This is a genomic window from Clostridia bacterium, assembly GCA_012840125.1.
Taxonomy (GTDB): Bacteria; Bacillota; DULZ01; order DULZ01; family DULZ01; genus DULZ01.
Map to the genome: position 1 here is coordinate 14409 of DULZ01000080.1, position 17913 is coordinate 32321.

Annotated in this window: 20 protein-coding genes; 1 reads left to right on the forward strand and 19 read right to left on the reverse strand. The window is 56.4% G+C overall.

What is annotated here, in order from left to right:
• Nucleotides 1-6: 6 nt before the first annotated feature.
• From GXX34_09185 to GXX34_09215, 7 genes are all read right to left on the reverse strand, one after another.
• A complete protein-coding gene (locus GXX34_09185; GenBank protein ID HHW07682.1) occupies nucleotides 7-588 on the reverse strand; it encodes an HD domain-containing protein in 582 nt (193 codons plus the stop codon).
• A complete protein-coding gene (locus GXX34_09190; GenBank protein HHW07683.1) occupies nucleotides 585-1217 on the reverse strand; it encodes a nicotinate-nucleotide adenylyltransferase in 633 nt (210 codons plus the stop codon). Before GXX34_09190 ends, GXX34_09185 begins: the two co-directional genes overlap by 4 nt.
• A gap of 29 nt (nucleotides 1218-1246) precedes the next feature.
• Complete coding sequence (locus tag GXX34_09195) at nucleotides 1247-2500, reverse strand: glutamate-5-semialdehyde dehydrogenase (GenBank protein HHW07684.1); 1254 nt, start codon at nucleotides 2498-2500, stop codon at nucleotides 1247-1249.
• Nucleotides 2493-3638 (reverse strand): glutamate 5-kinase, encoded by a 1146-nt coding sequence (gene proB / locus GXX34_09200; GenBank protein ID HHW07685.1) that lies wholly within the window; start codon nucleotides 3636-3638, stop codon nucleotides 2493-2495. The genes GXX34_09195 and proB overlap by 8 nt, the downstream gene beginning before the upstream one ends.
• 17 nt (nucleotides 3639-3655) lie before the next feature.
• Nucleotides 3656-3943, reverse strand: coding sequence for a ribosome assembly RNA-binding protein YhbY (gene yhbY, locus GXX34_09205; GenBank protein HHW07686.1), 288 nt, complete (start codon nucleotides 3941-3943; stop codon nucleotides 3656-3658).
• A 96-nt stretch (nucleotides 3944-4039) separates the two neighbouring features.
• Nucleotides 4040-5332, reverse strand: a complete 1293-nt coding sequence (obgE, locus tag GXX34_09210) for a GTPase ObgE (GenBank protein HHW07687.1) — start codon at nucleotides 5330-5332, stop codon at nucleotides 4040-4042.
• Nucleotides 5333-5399: 67 nt separating this feature from the next.
• On the reverse strand, nucleotides 5400-5945 hold the full coding sequence (locus GXX34_09215; GenBank protein ID HHW07688.1) for a hypothetical protein: 546 nt from the start codon (nucleotides 5943-5945) through the stop codon (nucleotides 5400-5402).
• Nucleotides 5946-6155: 210 nt separating this feature from the next.
• Here GXX34_09215 and GXX34_09220 point away from each other — a divergent pair, with 210 nt between their 5' ends.
• The gene (locus GXX34_09220) at nucleotides 6156-7061 is read left to right on the forward strand and encodes a radical SAM protein (protein HHW07689.1); all 906 of its coding nucleotides are present in this window, start codon (nucleotides 6156-6158) and stop codon (nucleotides 7059-7061) included.
• Between the two features lie 219 nt (nucleotides 7062-7280).
• Here GXX34_09220 and rpmA read toward each other — a convergent pair whose 3' ends face one another.
• The 12 genes from rpmA to minD all read right to left on the reverse strand — a co-directional run bounded on the left by rpmA (nucleotide 7281) and on the right by minD (nucleotide 17889).
• On the reverse strand, nucleotides 7281-7568 hold the full coding sequence (gene rpmA, locus GXX34_09225) for a 50S ribosomal protein L27 (protein HHW07690.1): 288 nt from the start codon (nucleotides 7566-7568) through the stop codon (nucleotides 7281-7283).
• Nucleotides 7565-7903, reverse strand: coding sequence for a ribosomal-processing cysteine protease Prp (locus tag GXX34_09230; GenBank protein ID HHW07691.1), 339 nt, complete (start codon nucleotides 7901-7903; stop codon nucleotides 7565-7567). The genes rpmA and GXX34_09230 overlap by 4 nt, the downstream gene beginning before the upstream one ends.
• 3 nt (nucleotides 7904-7906) lie before the next feature.
• On the reverse strand, nucleotides 7907-8218 hold the full coding sequence (rplU, locus tag GXX34_09235; protein HHW07692.1) for a 50S ribosomal protein L21: 312 nt from the start codon (nucleotides 8216-8218) through the stop codon (nucleotides 7907-7909).
• Between the two features lie 108 nt (nucleotides 8219-8326).
• Nucleotides 8327-9502, reverse strand: a complete 1176-nt coding sequence (locus tag GXX34_09240; protein ID HHW07693.1) for a YgeY family selenium metabolism-linked hydrolase — start codon at nucleotides 9500-9502, stop codon at nucleotides 8327-8329.
• A 13-nt stretch (nucleotides 9503-9515) separates the two neighbouring features.
• The gene (locus tag GXX34_09245) at nucleotides 9516-11159 is read right to left on the reverse strand and encodes an Rne/Rng family ribonuclease (protein ID HHW07694.1); all 1644 of its coding nucleotides are present in this window, start codon (nucleotides 11157-11159) and stop codon (nucleotides 9516-9518) included.
• Nucleotides 11160-11178: 19 nt separating this feature from the next.
• Nucleotides 11179-11871 carry a DUF2344 domain-containing protein gene (locus tag GXX34_09250; GenBank protein ID HHW07695.1) on the reverse strand — a complete coding sequence of 231 codons (693 nt, stop codon included), beginning with the start codon at nucleotides 11869-11871 and terminating at the stop codon, nucleotides 11179-11181.
• Entirely contained in the window at nucleotides 11849-13738 is a 1890-nt protein-coding gene (locus tag GXX34_09255) for a TIGR03960 family B12-binding radical SAM protein (GenBank protein ID HHW07696.1), read from the reverse strand. Before GXX34_09255 ends, GXX34_09250 begins: the two co-directional genes overlap by 23 nt.
• Nucleotides 13739-13836: 98 nt before the next feature.
• The gene (locus tag GXX34_09260) at nucleotides 13837-14706 is read right to left on the reverse strand and encodes a peptidase M50 (GenBank protein HHW07697.1); all 870 of its coding nucleotides are present in this window, start codon (nucleotides 14704-14706) and stop codon (nucleotides 13837-13839) included.
• 13 nt (nucleotides 14707-14719) lie between these two features.
• Nucleotides 14720-15472, reverse strand: coding sequence for a M23 family metallopeptidase (locus GXX34_09265; GenBank protein HHW07698.1), 753 nt, complete (start codon nucleotides 15470-15472; stop codon nucleotides 14720-14722).
• 98 nt (nucleotides 15473-15570) lie between these two features.
• Nucleotides 15571-16719: a rod shape-determining protein RodA gene (rodA, locus tag GXX34_09270; protein HHW07699.1), complete on the reverse strand. Its 1149-nt coding sequence runs from the start codon at nucleotides 16717-16719 to the stop codon at nucleotides 15571-15573.
• A 60-nt stretch (nucleotides 16720-16779) separates the two neighbouring features.
• Entirely contained in the window at nucleotides 16780-17073 is a 294-nt protein-coding gene (gene minE, locus GXX34_09275; protein ID HHW07700.1) for a cell division topological specificity factor MinE, read from the reverse strand.
• Nucleotides 17074-17097: 24 nt separating this feature from the next.
• Complete coding sequence (minD, locus tag GXX34_09280) at nucleotides 17098-17889, reverse strand: septum site-determining protein MinD (GenBank protein HHW07701.1); 792 nt, start codon at nucleotides 17887-17889, stop codon at nucleotides 17098-17100.
• Nucleotides 17890-17913: the final 24 nt, after the last annotated feature.

The window sequence follows — 17913 nt, forward strand, 5'->3', positions numbered from 1 at the left end:
TAAATCTCATCTCCCTTCAGTGTTCAGCGTCACTAAAAGACCGTTTCTGGCATCTATCATCAACGGGTGAATTGGAGACCTCTTGGTCAACAGGTACCTGATGGATTGATCAAAAGCCGCCAGCATCGCCTCATCCAAGTTTCTAAAGGCCAGGTCGCGGAGCACCTCCACCCCGGGGAAATCCCGGTGGGGTTCAATCATGTCGGCCAAAAAAACCACTTTATCCAAATCAGTCATCGCCGGAGATCCTAAAATATGGTCCTTGATAGCCTGCAGCAAGGCCGGGTGCTTTAAACCCAATTCCTTTTCCACCAGGAAGGCCCCCACGCTGCCGTGCCATAGTTCCGGAACGGCATCCTTCATGGGATCCGGCGGAAGCCCCGCGGTCTTCGCCACTTCGACGAGGAGGTGATTGGGCAGGTCCCTGGCATAATCATGCAGCAAACCGGCCAGGTACGCAAGACCGGGTTGCACCTGATGGGTTCTGGCCAGGGCCAGGGCCGTTTGCGCCACCGCCAGGGAGTGCCGGTACCTTTTGGGGGTGAGTTTTCCCGCCAGTCGAGCGGCATAGTGACGGAATGCCTTCATCTTTCCTCCCTGTCCAGACCATGGTCCTGTCGATACAGGCCCTTTTTGTATATATAGTGTTCCACCGTTTCCGGCAGGAGATATTTAATGGGCCTTCCTTCCCTCACCCGCTGCCTGATGTCTGAAGAAGAGATGGCCAGCGCAGGCACTTCCAGCAGGTGGAGCCTGCCCTCCAGTTCCGGCAGCTCCGAGAAAACTCTATCTAACGCCTTCAAGTCAAACCCCGGACGGGTGGCGGCAATGAACTGGCACAGCTCCGGCAAATGCTGCACGTTTTTCCAGGTGAGAATTTCCAAGATGGCATCCGCTCCGGTGATGAAATACAGTTCCGTCTGCGGGCCGTAAAGCCCCCGGAAGTCTTTGATAGTGTCAATGGTGTAGGAATAGCCTGTCCGGTCGATTTCCAGGCGGGAAACATGAAAACGGGCATTGGTGGCCACGGCCAAAATGGTCATGAGATAACGGTGTTCTGCCTCCGTCACATGGTAATCCTTTTTGTGCGGGGGCTTCCCCGAGGGCACAAACACCACTTCCTCCAGGCCATAAGCATGCAGAGCCGCTTCTGCCGTGACCAGGTGCCCATAGTGGATGGGATCAAAGGTCCCCCCCATGATCCCAATCCTTTTCATCGATGCTGTCGCCATGTTCATCCCCATTTCTAGGTTCTGATCTGACCCTGCCCTAAAACAACAAACTTGTAGGTGGTTAATTCTCTCAGTGCCATCGGTCCCCGGGCATGCAGTTTCTGGGTGCTGATCCCGATTTCAGCACCAAAACCGAACTGGCCGCCGTCGGTGAAACGAGTGGAAGCATTGACAAACACCGCCGCTGCGTCAATTCTCTTCAGGAAATCGTGGGCTTTAGTGTAGTCTTCGGTGACGATGGCTTCCGAATGGCCGGTACTGTAACGGTGAATATGGTCCACCGCTTCTTCGTAAGAATCCACCACTTTTACCGCCAAGATCAGGTCCAGGTACTCCGTGGCCCAATCTTCCTCCGTCGCCGGTTTGGCATTGGGCAAGAAAGGCAAAGCCTTGGGACAGGCCCTGAGCTCCACACCCTTTTCCCCGTAAACGGCGCCAAGCCTGGGCAGCACTTCCGGCGCCACTTTAGCATGGATCAAAAGGGTTTCCATAGCGTTGCATACGCCGGGGCGCTGGCACTTGGCGTTGACGGCAATGTTAACGGCTTTCTCCACATCCGCCCCTTCATCTATGTACACGTGGCAATTGCCGACGCCGGTTTCAATGACCGGCACCGTGGCATTTTCCATGACTCGCCTGATGAGGGCCGCTCCGCCCCTGGGTATGATCACATCCAAGTAGCCGTGCATCTTGACCATCACATCGACGGCATCCCGGTCCGTGGTCTGGACCAGCTGCACGGCGTCGGCCGGCAGGCCCTTAGCCTGTAAAGCCTCCCGCAGGATCTCCACCAGCACCCGGTTGCTGTTGATGGCTTCCGATCCGCCCCTTAGGAGCACCGCGTTACCCGCCTTCAAACACAACCCGGCGGCGTCCACCGTCACATTGGGGCGCGCCTCGTAGATCATGCCGACCACTCCTAAGGGCACCCGCATTCTCCCGATTTGCAGCCCGTTGGGACGGGTCACCATCTCGGTGATTTCGCCAACGGGATCCGGCAGGGCGGCCACTTCCCGCAGCTCCTTGGCCATGTCCAGGATCCTCTGTTCCGTTAAAAGCAGCCGGTCCAGCAGGGCTTTGGACAGCCCTTTTTCCTTCCCTGCCTGCATATCGACGGCATTGGCTGCCAGGATCCGGTTTTGCTGGTCCAGCAGCCGATCCGCCATGGCTTCCAAGGCTTCGTTTTTCTCCCTGGTAGACAGGACCGCAAGTTTCCTTGCCGCTTCCTTGGCCTTTTTCCCTTGTTCCAGCAGCTCTTCCCTAAACATCCATCACCTGACCCCTTTCGCTTTCACCATTTTCCCACAATACTAAATTATCACGGTGTATGGCCTCATCGTAGTCCTTGTACCCCAGGATCGCCTCAATGTCACCGGTCTTCTTGCCCTTAATCAGCTCTAATTCCTGGGCACTGTAGTTAACAATCCCCCGGGCCACTTCCTTCCCGCCGGGATCATGCACAGCCACTACCCCCCCGGCTTCAAAATGACCTTCCACCGCCACAATACCGATGGGCAGCAAGCTCTTCCCTTCCGCCTTGAGGGCCTGGGCCGCGCCGGCATCAATCATGATTCTGCCCACTACCGCTGAACCGTAGGCAATCCACTTCTTTTTACCCCGCAGTTTATCCACCCTGGGCAAGAAGACGGTGCCCACTTCTTTGCCGGCCACGATATCGTGCAGCACTCCTTCTTGATTCCCGCTGGCGATGACCACCGGGATGCCGGAACTGGTGCAGACCTTGGCGGCTTGGATCTTGGTACACATACCGCCGGTCCCGAAACTGGACCCGGCACCGCCGGCAAGCCTTTCAATCTCCGGGGTGATTTCTTTCACCACGGGCAGTTTCCTGGCCTGGGGATTGGTCCTGGGATTGTCATCGTAAAGGCCGTCAATATCGGATAAAATGATTAATAAATCCGCATCAATGGCACCGGCCACCAGGGCAGCCAAATTGTCGTTGTCGCCGAACCTCAGCTCTTCCACCGCCGTGGTATCATTTTCATTCACGATGGGGATCACATCATATTCTAATAGCTGGGAAAAGGTATGGCTCACGTTGAGATAGCGGCGCCGGTCGGAAAAGTCCTCCCGGGTCAGCAGGATCTGCGCCACCACCCGGCCGTACTCAGCGAAGAATTTCTCGTACATGTGGACCAGGATTCCTTGTCCCACGGCCGCCACGGCTTGCTTTTCCCTTAACGTACGAGGGCGCCGGGAGAAACCCAGGCGTCCCATCCCGGCACCCACCGCCCCTGATGTCACCAAGACCAGCTTCTTCCCTTGATTAGCCAAGTCCACTAAATCCCGCGCCAGTTTTTCTATTCTTTTCAAGTCCAGCTGTCCGGTTGCATGGGTGAGAGTACTGGTCCCTACCTTCACTACAATGCGCTCCGCCGTTAGCATCTCCACCGCTGTCACCCTTACGGCAATTCTATGATTGACTTTTTGCTGGACCGCCGGTAGAGCAGTAAATTGCGGCCCACCACTTGAATTAATTCCGCTCCTGTTTTTTCGGCTAAGATCTTGCCTGTATTCTTCGGATCATCCTCATGGTTGTTTAACACCCGCACCTTAATCAGTTCCCTGGCTTCCAAGGCTTCTTCCACCTGCTTCAGGACGGGCTCCGTAATACCCGCCTTGCCGATCTGGATAATGGGATCGATACCGGTCCCTAAAGCCCTGAGAAACCGCTTTTGTTTTCCAATCAAGCCTGGCTTACTAACCAAAGGTTAGTCTGCACCTCCTAAAATATAATGTTAAACTATTATATCATATCTTCCCTGCCGTACCTACCCTTTTATCTCTTATTCCTCCACGAACCCGGGCTCAACAAAATCAAAAACCAGCTTACCGATCCGCACTTCATCTCCGTCTTTGGCCCCTGCTTGGCGCAGGGCATCGTCCAGTCCCATCTTCCGGAAGATCCACTGCAGCCGGCGCACCGCCTCGTCGTTTTCCAAATCCGTCATGGCCACCAGTCTTTCCACTCGCTTGCCGGAGACTACGTAGACTCCTTCCGCCAAGGAAATGGTAAATGGTGCTTCTTCGCCCCGGTAACGAGTTTCCTTGAAGGCCACTTCCGGCGGCTGGTCCGGTTCCGGCTCACCGGTTTCCTCCAAAAGCCGGGCTACCTGATGCAGCAGTTCCTGCACCCCTTCCCCGGTGACGGCGGAAATAGGTACTACCGTCACCCCCGGACCCAGGGCCTGCACGAATCCGTCCAGCCTCTCCCGGGCTTCCGGCAGGTCGATTTTGTTGGCAGCTACGATTTGCGGCTTCCGGCTCAGCTCCCGGCTGTACAGCTCCAGCTCCCGGTTGATGATTTGGTAAGCCTCAATAGGCTCACGTTCCCAGTTGGCCAGGTCAACCAGGTGGATGAGCACCCGGGTCCGTTCCAAATGCCTGAGAAAATCATGTCCCAAACCGGCTCCCTGGTGGGCTCCTTCGATTAAGCCGGGAATATCGGCCACCACGAAGCTCCGGCCTTCCTCCAGGTTGACCACCCCTAAATTGGGGGTGAGGGTGGTAAAAGGATAGTCGGCAATTTTGGGCCTGGCCGCCGAAATGCGGGAAATCAACGTGGATTTGCCTGCATTGGGAAAGCCGAGGAGTCCCACATCAGCCAGCAGTTTCAGCTCTAAGAGCAGCCACTTTTCTTCCCCAGGCTCCCCTTTTTCCGCCATCCGGGGCGCTTTGTTTTTGTTGCTGAGGAACCTGGCATTCCCCCGGCCCCCGCGCCCGCCTTGGGCCACTACCACCGGGGCGCCGGGCTCAATCAAGTCCGCCAGGACTTCACCGGTGTCCGCATCCTTCACCACGGTACCGGGCGGTACCCGGATGATCAGGTCCTCTCCGGCCCTGCCGTGCATGTTCTTGCCGCGGCCGTGCTGGCCTCTTTCCGCTTTATAATGCCTTTTGTACTTGAAATCCACCAGGGTACGTAACCCTTCATCCACAATCAGGACCACGTTGCCGCCGCGGCCCCCGTCTCCCCCGTCGGGCCCCCCTTCCGGGACATACTTTTCCCGCCGGAAGGAAATCACGCCGTCACCGCCGTCACCGGCTTTGACATAGATTTTTGCTGTATCGTAAAACATGGCATCACCTTGTACTTCCTAACTTGTGAATTTGGTTATTTCCTAGCTTCACCCTTTTTTCCCGCCTTTACTCAGCCACCAGCCAGGAAGATTTTTTGGGTACACTACACCTGATGGTGTGGAGCGGGCCGTCTTGCAAGATTTCCACCTCGTAACCTAGCGCCTGGGCTTGCCGCTCCACCTCCGCCCAGTCTTCTCCCGGCCAGGCGGCGTCTTGGGAAATGATTTCAAACCGGTAGCCTGCTAGATCATCCCACATCCTCAGCACCCAGGTTTCCGTGCCGGCACCGGTCTTGCCGGCATGCACCAGGCGCAGGATGGAAGAAAGCAGCTGCTGCAGTTCCTGGTCGCCCATGTTGATTTCCTTCAAATCCGTTTCACATTCAATACCTAAAATCCGGCCCTTTTCATGAAACTTGAGCTGCCACTGCAGCAGGAGCAGGGCAATGGTAGGATATGTCAAACGAAACAAGGAACTCCGCTGTTGCATGGCGGCCACGGTTTCTTTTATGTATAGCAACGCCTGCTGGGCTCTGCCCATCTGCAGGTACCCGGAAATCACCTGGAAATGATTCAGGTAATCATGGTTGATAGCCCGCAGCAATTGAATCATGTGTTCAGCCTGACCGTACACCTTTTCCACCATCTCCTCTGTTTTAAGTAATCCCCATGGTAAGGTTAATATTTCTCTTTTTGTCACAGGATTCCTTGATTGTCTATGTAATTTTAACCAGAGCCACGGCCCGGCCCGTACCGGTCCGGCAGGAAAGCCGGCTTGCTTCATCTAATTGTTCCACTACCACTGAAACGGGAGTGAGGAACCATGCGGGAACAGGTACCGGGTTACCGGAAACTGTGGTCCGGCGGGGAATTGAAGCGAAGGGTTGCACTGGCAAAAGAGCACCTGGCTGAGTGCCGTCTTTGCCCCCATAGGTGCATGGTGAACCGGCAAGAAAAACGGGGGGTCTGCCGCGCCCCGCACCGGCCTGTGGTGGCCGGCTACGGGCCTCATTTCGGCGAGGAACCTCCCCTGGTAGGCCGCCATGGATCGGGCACCATCTTTTTCGGGTTTTGCAACCTGCAGTGCGTTTACTGTCAAAACTGGGATCTCAGTTTCGGCGGCACCGGAACCCCTGTGTCCGCTCAAGAACTGGCCTCCATCATGCTCAAGCTGCAGGACGATTACCGGTGCCACAATATCAACCTGGTCACCCCTACCCATTTCGTCCCCGGTATTCTCGAAGCGGTGGCTTTGGCCGCCGAACAAGGTTTAACCGTGCCCCTGGTCTACAACTGCGGCGGTTATGAGAGCTTGGAGACCCTGGCTTTGCTTGACGGCGTCATTGACATTTATATGCCTGACATTAAATATGCTCAACTGGAACGGGGTTTAAAATACTCGCAAGTCAAGGACTATCCTGAAATCGCCCAAAAAGCCTTAAGGGAAATGGACCGCCAGGTGGGGGGCTTAAAAACGGATGCCGGCGGGTTAGCTTACCGGGGCCTCCTTATCAGGCACCTGGTGCTGCCCGGCGGTTTGGCAGATACGAAGGCAGTCCTCCGTTTCATCAAAGAGGAGCTCTCCCCGGACTGCCTGGTCAACTTGATGGACCAGTACTACCCGGCCCACCAGGCCCATCGCTATCCGGAGCTGTCAAAGAGGCTGTCCCGCCGGGAATATGAAGCCGCCTATGCCTATGCCGGGGAGCTCGGCCTGAGACTGGTGTAGCCCCACCGCTCCCGTCCCTCTTTCATACTCCAACGGCAGCCATAACAAGCGGTATTAATCAGTGGCCGGTGACGTCAACAGCGGTGGTCAGACTTCCGCCGTCAGACGTCAGGTTTGCATTTTCATCCTCCCGGGTCTCAAAAGCCCTTCCGGTCTATGTCTAAACACGGCTTGCCTCTTTGGCAACTATGCAAAAAACCGCCTTGCGGCGGTTTTCAACTACATGACTGCTTCAGCATAAACGCTGACTTGTGTTTTATCGCGGCCTTTCTTCTCATAGCGGACGACGCCGTCCACCAACGCAAACAAGGTATGATCCTTGCCCAATCCTACGTTCACGCCGGGATGAATCTTGGTGCCTCTTTGACGCACCAGGATGTTGCCGGCAGCCACCACCTGACCGTCGTGCCTTTTGATCCCCAGTCGCTTGGCTTCACTGTCCCGGCCGTTTCTGGAGCTGCCAACACCCTTTTTATGCGCAAAAAGCTGTAGATCGATTCTCATCATCGTGTCCACCTCCTCTTGTGGATCTTGAAATACTTCCCGTAATCCGGTTCTAACGCCTTCAATCCCAATTCCATGGTTTTCAACACTACTTGGGACAGTTCTTCCTCTTTGGCACTGAGATCACCAGGCAGGACGCAGCGCAGCCAGCCTTGTTTGATCTCCGTTTCCGGTGCCTTGGACAAAAAATGGCTGAGACCGATGACCGCCGCCTGGCTGAGCACGGAAACGGCGGCGCAAACAATGTCCTGGCCGTAGGGCGCGGCACCGGCATGACCCTTTACACAAAAGGCCCGCAGGCTCTCCTGATCATCATAGAAAAGCTCTACGGTGATCATGGTTTAGCCTTGAATTTTCTCCACTACTACTTCCGTATAAGGTTGGCGATGACCGTACTTGCGGCGGTAATTCTTCTTGGGCTTGTACTTGAAGACGATCACCTTTTTGCCCCGGCCGTGGCCTTGGACTTTAACGGTGACTTTGGCTCCCTCCACGTAGGGATTGCCAACCTTCACTCCTTGCTCGCCGGCAATCAACAGCACCTTATCCAGTTCGACTACTTCTCCTTCCCCGGCGGCCAATTTCTCCACGCGGATGACGTCCCCTTGGCTAACCCGATACTGCTTACCGCCGGTTTCCACGATTGCGTACATAGACTTACCTCCTCGTAAAGACTCGCTGAACCCAGGTGGCCCATGCGCTTGAAACCTGGCTCAAGCGGTTTTAAACGATCCAACGAATAATCTATCACAATCCACAACTCATGTCAAGGATACAAAATGGCAGCCCATCAGAGCCCGGTAGCCCAGCATGGCCTGTTCCAGTTCCGTCAAATCAATGAATTCGTCAACGATATGGGCCTGGTGCTCATGGCCGGGGCCGAAGCCGATGGTAGGGATACCTCTTTTTCCCATGCTGGCGCTGCCGTTGGTGCAGAAGCGGTAAGCGGAAACCTGCGGGGACAGCCCGGCTGCCCGTAAAGCGGTTAGACTTTGCCGGACGTAGGGATGTTCCGGCGGCAGCTGCCAGGCAGGGAAGAACCGCTTATTGAGAAATTGATAGCCCGTATAGGTCCGGTGCTCCCCGGCGGCAATCTCAAAAGATACCTGTAGGTTCGGGTTTTCTTCCCTGAGTCCGGTTACCAGTTCCTGCAAGCCTGCCAAAATTCCTTCTTCCGTTTCCCCCACCAGCAGCCGCCGGTCGTAAGTGGCAAGAGCCGCATAGGGTATCACCGATTGACCCGGGTAAGGATGGGAAATCATATCCGTGAGCACCATGATGGCGTCCCCCAAAAGGGGGTCATGGCCCAACTTCGCCCGGCGCAGGGCCCGGATCGCGTCCGCCAGGTGTTCCGCGGCATTCACCGCCAGTGCCGGATTGGAGGAGTGGGCGGACTTGCCGGTGGTCCTGACCAATATCTCCGCCCTGCCCCGCTGGCCTATTTTCAAGTTCAGCTCCGAAGCTTCCCCGATGATGACGAGATCGGGCCGCACCCGGTCCAGCACCAGTTCGAAGCACTGTCCTTCCGCCACCTCTTCCGAGACGGTGCCGCTGATGTAAATATCGCCGAAGGGCCGTTCCGGGCAGTGCGCCAGTTGGGCCCCGGCATAAAGCATCGCCGCCAGGGCTCCTTTCATATCCGCCGCTCCCCGGCCGTACAGTTTCCCGTCCGCCACCTCGCCGCCAAAGGGGTCATAAGTCCAGGCCGATGCATCACCCGCACCCACCGTATCCAGGTGGGCGTCAAACAGGAGCTTCGTGCCGCCCCGGCCCCGGATGACCCCGATCACGTTACCGGCCTCATCAATGACTGCTTCATCATACCCGCTCTCCAGCATGTAATCCCGGACAAACCCGGCCAGCTCTTGTTCCGCACCGGTGACACTTTTGATCCGGATCAACTGCCGGGCTAACTCCACCAGTTCCTGCGTTGCCATCTGTTCGTCCTCCTTATAATCTTCTTGCTTGGACTCCGGCAGCGTCGACGTGGACGATCTCCAAGCTGCAGCCTGCCTCCGGCTCCGCTTCCCCTCTCTCCTCCACCAGGTGCACACCGTACTGCGCCAGAAAAGCAGGGGTCACCCCTTTCCACCTGACCACCTGCCCTGCTTCAAAGGGCAAAAACAGCCGGTCTACCGCTGCCGGGCCCGCCGGTTCCAAGTGGATGTATTCCCGGTGGCAGCCCGGCCGCCCCACCACCAGGATCTCTTTACCCGTTTGGGCTTCCAACTCCGCCAGGGGTTCCTGGAGGAAAAACAGGGCTACCTGAGTATTCAAATGAACGGCAATCAAAGGAGAACTAACGGTACGAGCCAGTTGAAACAGTTTTTCCAAAGCCTGCCCGGCCACCCGCTGGATTTTCAACACTCGACCGTGCCCTTTACAGTAAGGACAGTTACTCAGCCACTGCCCGGCCAGGCTCCGGTTAGTTTTCTTGCGGCTGATTTCCACCAGCCCCAGCTTGGTCAAGCCCAGCACCTGGGTTTTCACCCGGTCCTTTTGGGCTTGCCGTTCCAGTTCCTCTAGCACCTGTTCCCAGTCTTTTTCCCCGGGCATGTCCACGAAATCCACCACGATCATGCCCCCAATGTTTCTCAGCCTTAACTGCCGTCCAATTTCCGCCGCCGCCTCCAGGTTGACTTTCAACGCCGTTTCCGCCAGGTTGGTGGTCCCGGTAAAACGACCGGTATTGACATCGATTACCGTGAGGGCTTCCGCCCCGTCAATGATCAGGTAGCCGCCGCAGTTGAGCCACACCTTGCGGCCCAATGCTTGGGCCAGCTGGGTGTGGACATGGAACAATTCCAGCAAATCCGTCTCCTGCAGTACCACCCGGTCCGCCAGGTGGGGCGCCCAGGTGCTCACGATACCTTTCACTTCTTCTTTCACCTGGGGCGTATTGACCAGGATCCGGTCCACGTCGCTGGCCACCAGGTCCTTCAACAAAGCCGGCAATAAGGGCGCATCCCGGTGTATCACGGCGGGACTCCGGGCCCGGCTCGCTTTCTCCCGGATACTGTGCCACAATTCTTCCAGTTCCCGGTAGTCGGCCAGCAGTTCCGTCCATCCCGCTTCCTGGGCCACCGTGCGCACAATGAGCCCCACGCCGTCCTTCCTAAGCCGGCGCGCCATTTCCTGCAGTTCCGCCCTCACCGCCTCATCCCGGATCCGGCGGGAAATAAACAAGTTGTGCTGGTAAGGCATGAAAACCAGAAACCGTCCCGGCAGGGCGATTTTCGTGGTGATCCTGGGGCCTTTCGCCCCCACGGCATCTTTTACCACTTGGACCAGGATATCCTGCCCCTCTTTCACCAGGTCGGAAATCCCCGGTTTTCTCTTCCCGGGGGTAAACCCTGCTTCCGACCGGGGCAGGTGAACGTCACCGGCGTGCAGCAAAGCGTTCCGCCCCAGACCCAGGTCCACAAAAGCCGCCTGCATGCCGGGCAGCACATTTACCACCCGGCCCAGGTAAATATTCCCTACCAGCTTTTCATGGTACAGCTTTTCCGCATGAAACTCGACCACTTTACCGTCTTCCACCACGGCCAGGCTCTTTTCCTGAAACCCGGACTGGATTAAAATGATACGCTCCATCGGGTCCACTCCCAACGTCTTACAGGATCTCCAGGGGTGTGACCAGGCGCTGCCCCTTCAGGGCAAACAGCCCCTGGCGGTGAATCTTCACGGCTCCGGTAACAGGTACTCCTTCCAGTTCCCGTAAAGCCTGGACTACTTCCTCCGGGCGGACGGCCCCCCGGCTGCCGATTTGCAAATCCATGGTGAAGACTACCGCCCCTTCTCCCGGCGCGGCGGCCAGGCTGAAAATGCCCGGGCGGATTTCTTGCGGCCGTTCTCCTGCTTTGGTCCGGCGGGAGATGACGATACTGGGACGCGCCAGTAACCGGGCCACCGTCTCGGGCCAGGGCAGGTCCGGCCCCATCTCCGGCAAAGGCACCGTGACCCGGTACCTGGCGCGTTCGATCACCGCCATCAGAGCCGGGACCTTGCCTTTTATTTCCCTGGCCTCTTTTACCCGGATGCCCTCAGGTAACGCTTGTCCCAGCTGCATCATTAATCCGGGCAGGGGAACGGGCTCCGCCAGTTCCAAGTCCAAATATTCGGCACTGCTGGTCACACCCACCGGCAGGGGCGGGCCAAAGGCCAGCTTGGGATGGGGGTTGAATCCCTGGGAATAGGCTACCGGCAGCCCGGCCCGGCGCAGGGCCCGGGCAAACAGGCGCAAGTAATCCAGGTGGGAAAGGAACCGCACCTGGCTGCCGACACTATACTCCAGCCGGACCAGCATGGCCCTTCCCTCCCTTCAGCACCAGATCCACCCCGAAGCCGCCGCATACCTCGCAACCGGTACAGCGGCCTTCCCGGCAGTCCCGGGTCAAAACTCCTTGAAAGGCTTTTTCCCGCTCCCGCAGCAGGAACCGCTTGCTGACGCCCATATCCAGGTGTTCCCAGGGCAGCACCGCCTCCAAGGGAATGGGCCGGTTGGCATAAAAAGCAGGATCAATGCCGGTCTCCCGGAAAGCTTGCATCCACCTGGCAAAGGAAAAATGCTCCCGCCAGCTGTCAAATTTACAGCCCAATTCCCAAGCCCGCTCCAAAGCCTCTCCTAAACGCCGGTCGCCTTTGGCGAAGACGGCCTCCAGGAAGCTTAATTCCGCGTCATGATAATTATAGGTAATGCCTTTCTTCAAGATGGATTTTAAGTAATGCTGCCTGGCCTTGACTTCTGCCAAGGGTATTTGGGCTTCCCACTGGAAGGGGGTGTGTGCCTTGGGCACATAGGTAGAAACACTGACCGTGACCCGGACTTTTTTCGTCCTGCCCTGCTCCTTGCTGATCCGCCGTCCCGCCTCCATCACTTTCTCCGCCAGGTCCCGAATGCCGTCCAGGTCTTCCCTGGTCTCGGTGGGCAGCCCCAGCATAAAGTAGAGCTTAATCCCGGTCCACCCCGCTTCAAAAGCGGCGGTCACCGCCTCCATCAAGTCCCTTTCCCTCACCCCTTTATTGATCACATCCCTCAGCCGCTGGGTGCCTGCTTCCGGGGCAAAGGTAAGGCCTGACTTGCGGCCCCGCTGGAGCTCCTTGGCCAGGTGCACCGAAAAAGCATCCGCCCTGAGGGACGGCAGCGAAACGCTGGTGCCTGTTCCCTGGTACTTGTCCATCAACAGCTTGATTAACGGTTCCAGGCAGGTATAATCCGCCGTGCTGAGGGAAGTCAGGGAAATCTCCTCGTGGCCGGTGGCCTTAAGGAGCTCCTCCGCCTGCCGGGCCAAGAGTTCCGGATCCCGTTCCCGCACGGGGCGGTAAAGAATCCCTGCCTGGCAGAAACGGCATCCCCTGGTGCAGCCCCGCAGCACCTCCAACATGGCCCGGTCATGCACCGTCTCCAGGTAAGGAACGATGGGATGGGTGGGAAAATAAGCCCGGTCCAGGTCCGACACCACCTGCCGGGCCACGCGCGGGGGCACACCCGCCCGGTTGCGGCGGATTTCCACGATAGACCCGTCCTCCCCGTACCGGATATCATAAAAGCGCGGCACATAGACGCCGGGGAGGCGGGCCGCTTCCAGCAGGAACTGCTCCTTGTCCGGGATGCCGCCGTGCTTGTCCTTCCAACTCTTCAGCAAATCCAGGAACTGCGGCAAAAGTATTTCCCCGTCCCCTAAAAGAAAGGCATCAAAAAAAGGAACCAAGGGTTCTGGATTGGAGGCGCAAGGCCCCCCGCCGATCACCAGGGGATACTGCTCGCCCCTGTATTCCGCTCGCACAGGTATCCCGGCTAGGTCCAACATGTTGAGGATATTGGTGAAACTCATTTCATATTGTAAAGTAAAGCCGATGACGTCAAATTCCTTAAGGGGTCGATAGGATTCCAGGGAAAACAAGGGTACCCGGTGGGCCCGCATGAGCTCTTCCATATCCCGACCGGGGGCAAAAACCCGCTCCAAGAGGAAATCGTCCCCCCCGTTGACCAAACCGTAGATGATCTGCAGCCCTAAATGGGACATCCCTATTTCATACACATCAGGGAAGGCAAAAGCCATTTTCACCGGCACCCTGTCCCAGTCTTTATGTACCGCATTCCATTCCGTTCCCAAGTACCGGGCCGGTTTGAGTACCTGGGGAAGCAACCGGTCTTCTATCAATTGCCGCATATAACTCCTCCTGCCGCTTGATCCTCACTCAAATCTAGTCTATCCAATTTTAGCACAAACTTCTACATGGGATACCCCAAATCCTTTGCCGGGCAGTTTTAGGAGACCAGCTTGCCAAGGGGAAGGTACTTGCCATGCTCCAATAAGGCCTGTACGATTTGATGCTCCGACAGGGTATGCCATTCCCGGCCGCCTTTTCCCATTACCAAGACCAGGTGATAATAGCCGGGGGTCAGCTTTTCCGCCACCTCCCCCAGAGTGATCCCTTCAGTGGTCACATACTGCTTGACGGGCAGGACCCCCTGCCTTTTTAACTCCTCCCCTTTGTGGATGAGATACCGGATGAAGATATAAATGAAACGGCTCTCTTCCTTCAAGACGGCACCGTACAGGAACGCCGCCATAAAAAGGGTATGGAGGTTACTGGTCCCTAAGAAAATTCCTAGTAACCCCCATATGCCGACGGCCGCCGACAGCCCCTTGCTCAGCTTCAGTACCCCGTCGGTGGCCCGGTAAAAGCCCATGGACTTGGCCAGCCAAGCCCGGCATGCCCGTCCCCCGTCCAGGGGCAGGGCGGGCAGGAGGTTAAAAACCCCCAGCATCAGGTTGGCTTGCAGGAACAGCTCCCCCAGGGGCCAGGCGGCCAGCCAGGGCCAAAAGAGCCTGCCCAGACCATAGAGCAGCAGATTGCAGGCAGGCCCGGCAAGGCTGACCAGGATTTCCGCCTTGGGGGAATGCTCCAGCATACCGTCGATGCGGGCCACTCCCCCAAAAGGAAAAATCTCCACCTCCCCGGGTTTGAGACCGAAACGCCGGGCCGCCAGCAAATGCACCAGTTCATGGATGGTCACCAGGGCAAAAAGAAGCAGGGTCTCCTTTAAGACCCCTAACAAAGCATAACCCAGCATGAGGAGAATAAAAAAGTCATTAATGATGAACTTGATGCCGAACAGCCTGCCGAACCGCATCCAACACCTACTCCTAGATACTGGTCTTCACCGGAGCCATGCGCGACAATGGATCAACGGGTTCTCCTTTTTCCCGCACCTCAAAATGAATTGTTTTCACATGGCTCGGGGCCCGGCCGCCGGCTTTGCCGATGATGGCCCCCTGCTCCACCACCTGGCCTTCGTCCACCAGCACTTCCCCCAGGTTCCCGTAGAGGCTGGTTAAACCTCGTCCATGGTCTAATTCCACCACGCGCCCCAGGTAAGGGTCCTGGTCCACCCGGACGACTACCCCGGATAACGTAGCCCGCACCGGCGCCCCCGGTTCCGCTAGAATGTCGATGCCGCTGTGAAACACCGGCGAATTATCAATGGGAGATCTTTGCCGGCCAAAACCCCTGGCCACTTTGCCCGACACGGGAATAGCCAGCAGTTCCTCGGTACCGGCTCCCACTTCCAGGTAGTTCTTGTACAGCACCTGATTGTCGAAGGGATCCAGCCACACACCGTAACGGGCCATGGCTTCCAGTACCGGCGACATATCGCTCTCCCGCGCCGCCAGGACATAGCGAATATTCTCCTGCACGACCAGGGCTTGCGGGCTTTCCAGTTGAAAAATGAACAGCAAGCAGAAAAACAGCATGACCACGACGCCGCTTTGCCAAACCCATCGCTTGCTTAGGAAGCGGGGCAGCCGGTGACCCGTCTCGAAAAAGCTGTCAATACTGCGGTGGCGGTAATCCTCGGAATTCCAAATGTCTTCTAAATCCCGCCAGGTATCTTTCACCTTGGACCCCCCTAGGACAGGCAATTCTTCTACTGTAATATATTCGGTCCTTACCAAAATATGCAAACATTCCTGTCCCGGCCGGGGTCAACCGGTGTTTAGAAGAGAATCTTTTGCCGCCGCATCCCCACGTTTAAGGCCAACCCCAGGGCGGTGAGATTGACCAGCATGCTGCTGCCCCCGTAACTGAAGAGAGGCAGGGGGATCCCGGTAATCGGCATGATGCCGATGGTCATGCCGACGTTGATCAACAGGTGAAACAGGATCATGGAAACTACGCCGACGACGATCAAACAGCCGAACATATCCTTGGCATGAAAGGCAATCAGCAGTAAACGGTAAATGAGCAAGAGATAAAGGAGCAAGAAAAGGGCCGCCCCGACAAAACCGAATTCCTCACCGAGAACGGAAAAAATGAAATCAGTGTGGTGCTCGGGCAAAAAGTTCCCCTGCACCTGGGACCCCTTACCCCAGCCTTTGCCCCACAGGCCCCCGGAGCCGACGGCCACGATGGATTGGATGACATTGTACCCGAATCCCAATCCTCCTTTGCCGTCGTTGTACGGGTCAATGAAGGCCAGCAAGCGCTGGATTTGGTGGGTCTTAAGAGGCAGCCACTCGAAAACGTTCAGGTGAAACCATACTCCCACGATGACAAAAATTAAGCCGCCAAATCCCAGGGCCAGCAGGATCCGCAGGTTCGCCCCGGCCACAAACATCATGCCGAAATAGATTCCGATAAACACCATCGCCGTACCCATATCCGGCTGCAGCATGATGAGGGCCATGGGGGCGGCCACATAAACAAAGGTAGGCAAAAAATCCCGGAAAGTTTTAAGCTCATTTTGCCGGTCCGCCAAGAACTGGGCAAAAGTCATGATAAACAAGAGTTTTGCCACTTCGGCCGGCTGCAGGTGCATAAACCCCAGGTCAATCCAGCTCTGGGCTCCTTTGCTGGTATGGCCGATGCCCGGTACCAGCACGATGACCAGCAGAAACACCATGAGCCCATAGATCTGTTTTTGCCTCGGGGCGAACTGGACATAATTGACGCCCAGAATCGCAAACATGCCTACTAAGCCAAGGGCAATATTCATCAAATGCCGCTGGGCATAATAATACGGTTTCGACGGTATCACCGATTGGGAGGCACTGGATACCACTACGGCGCTGAAAGCCAAAATGGCCAGGATGACCGCAATCAGGAGGAAATCCAAGTTTTTCAGCAGTTTTTTTTCGATATACACGGTTTCACCTCCCCAGTGACCATTATAAAGAAAAAAACCCCTTATCAAAAGGGGCAAAAATTATACCGTCTCTTGCTCCTTGACATTTCTTTTCAGCCTCAAAATAGGGATATTGCACACAAGTGCCACTGCATTGTCATCGCTATTAAAACTCACTTCCAAACCGGTTTGATCGATTTCCATATACTCGGAAATGACCCGGATCAAATCCTCTTTCAGGGCTTGCAAAGTAGCCGGTGACATGCTCGCCCGGTCCTGTACCAAAACCAGCCGCAGCCGTTCTTTGGCGGTATTCTTGCTGGCTGTGGACTGATCTCTTTTCAGACCCAAAGCTCGCAGGATGAATTCTAACACGTCCGCTCCCCCTTCGTGTTGACTTTAGCCCGCACCAAACAACCGGCGCAGCCGCTTGAAAAATCCTTCCGCTTCCAGATTCATCAGGGGGACATGCTCACCGGTAATACGCCTGGCAATATTACGATAAGCTTCCCCGGCCTTTGACCTTTGGTCCAGCACCGCTGGTTCTCCCTTGTTGGTGGAAATGACAATGGTTTCATCCTCGGGTACTACGCCGATGAGGTCTATGGCTAGAATTTCAATCATATCATCGATGTCCATCATGTCGCCCTTCTTCACCATGTTGGGGCGAATCCGGTTGATAATCAGCTTCGGATCGTTCAATCCGGCCGCCTCCAACAAACCAACAATCCGGTCCGCATCCCGCACGGCCGCCACTTCCGGCGTAGTCACCACCAAAGCTTTTTCGGCACCGGCGATGGCATTCTTAAAACCCTGCTCAATCCCGGCGGGACAGTCAACAATGACATAATCGAACTCTTCTTTCAACTGGCCCGTTAACTCCTGCATTTGCTGCTCCGATACCGCCGTCTTGTCCTTCGTCTGGGCCGCCGGGAGAAGAAAAAGATCCTCAAACCGCTTGTCCTTAATCAACGCCTGCTTGAGGCGGCAGTTGCCGGAAACCACATCCACGATATCGTAAACAATCCTGTTCTCCAACCCCATCACAACGTCCAGGTTGCGCAGGCCGATGTCCGTATCCACCAATACCACTCTCTTGCCCATAACCGCCAGCCCTGTTCCGATGTTGGCTGTGGTAGTAGTCTTACCAACTCCACCTTTACCAGAGGTGACTACAATTACTTCCCCCATGACTTTTCCTCCTCTTCCTAAGTG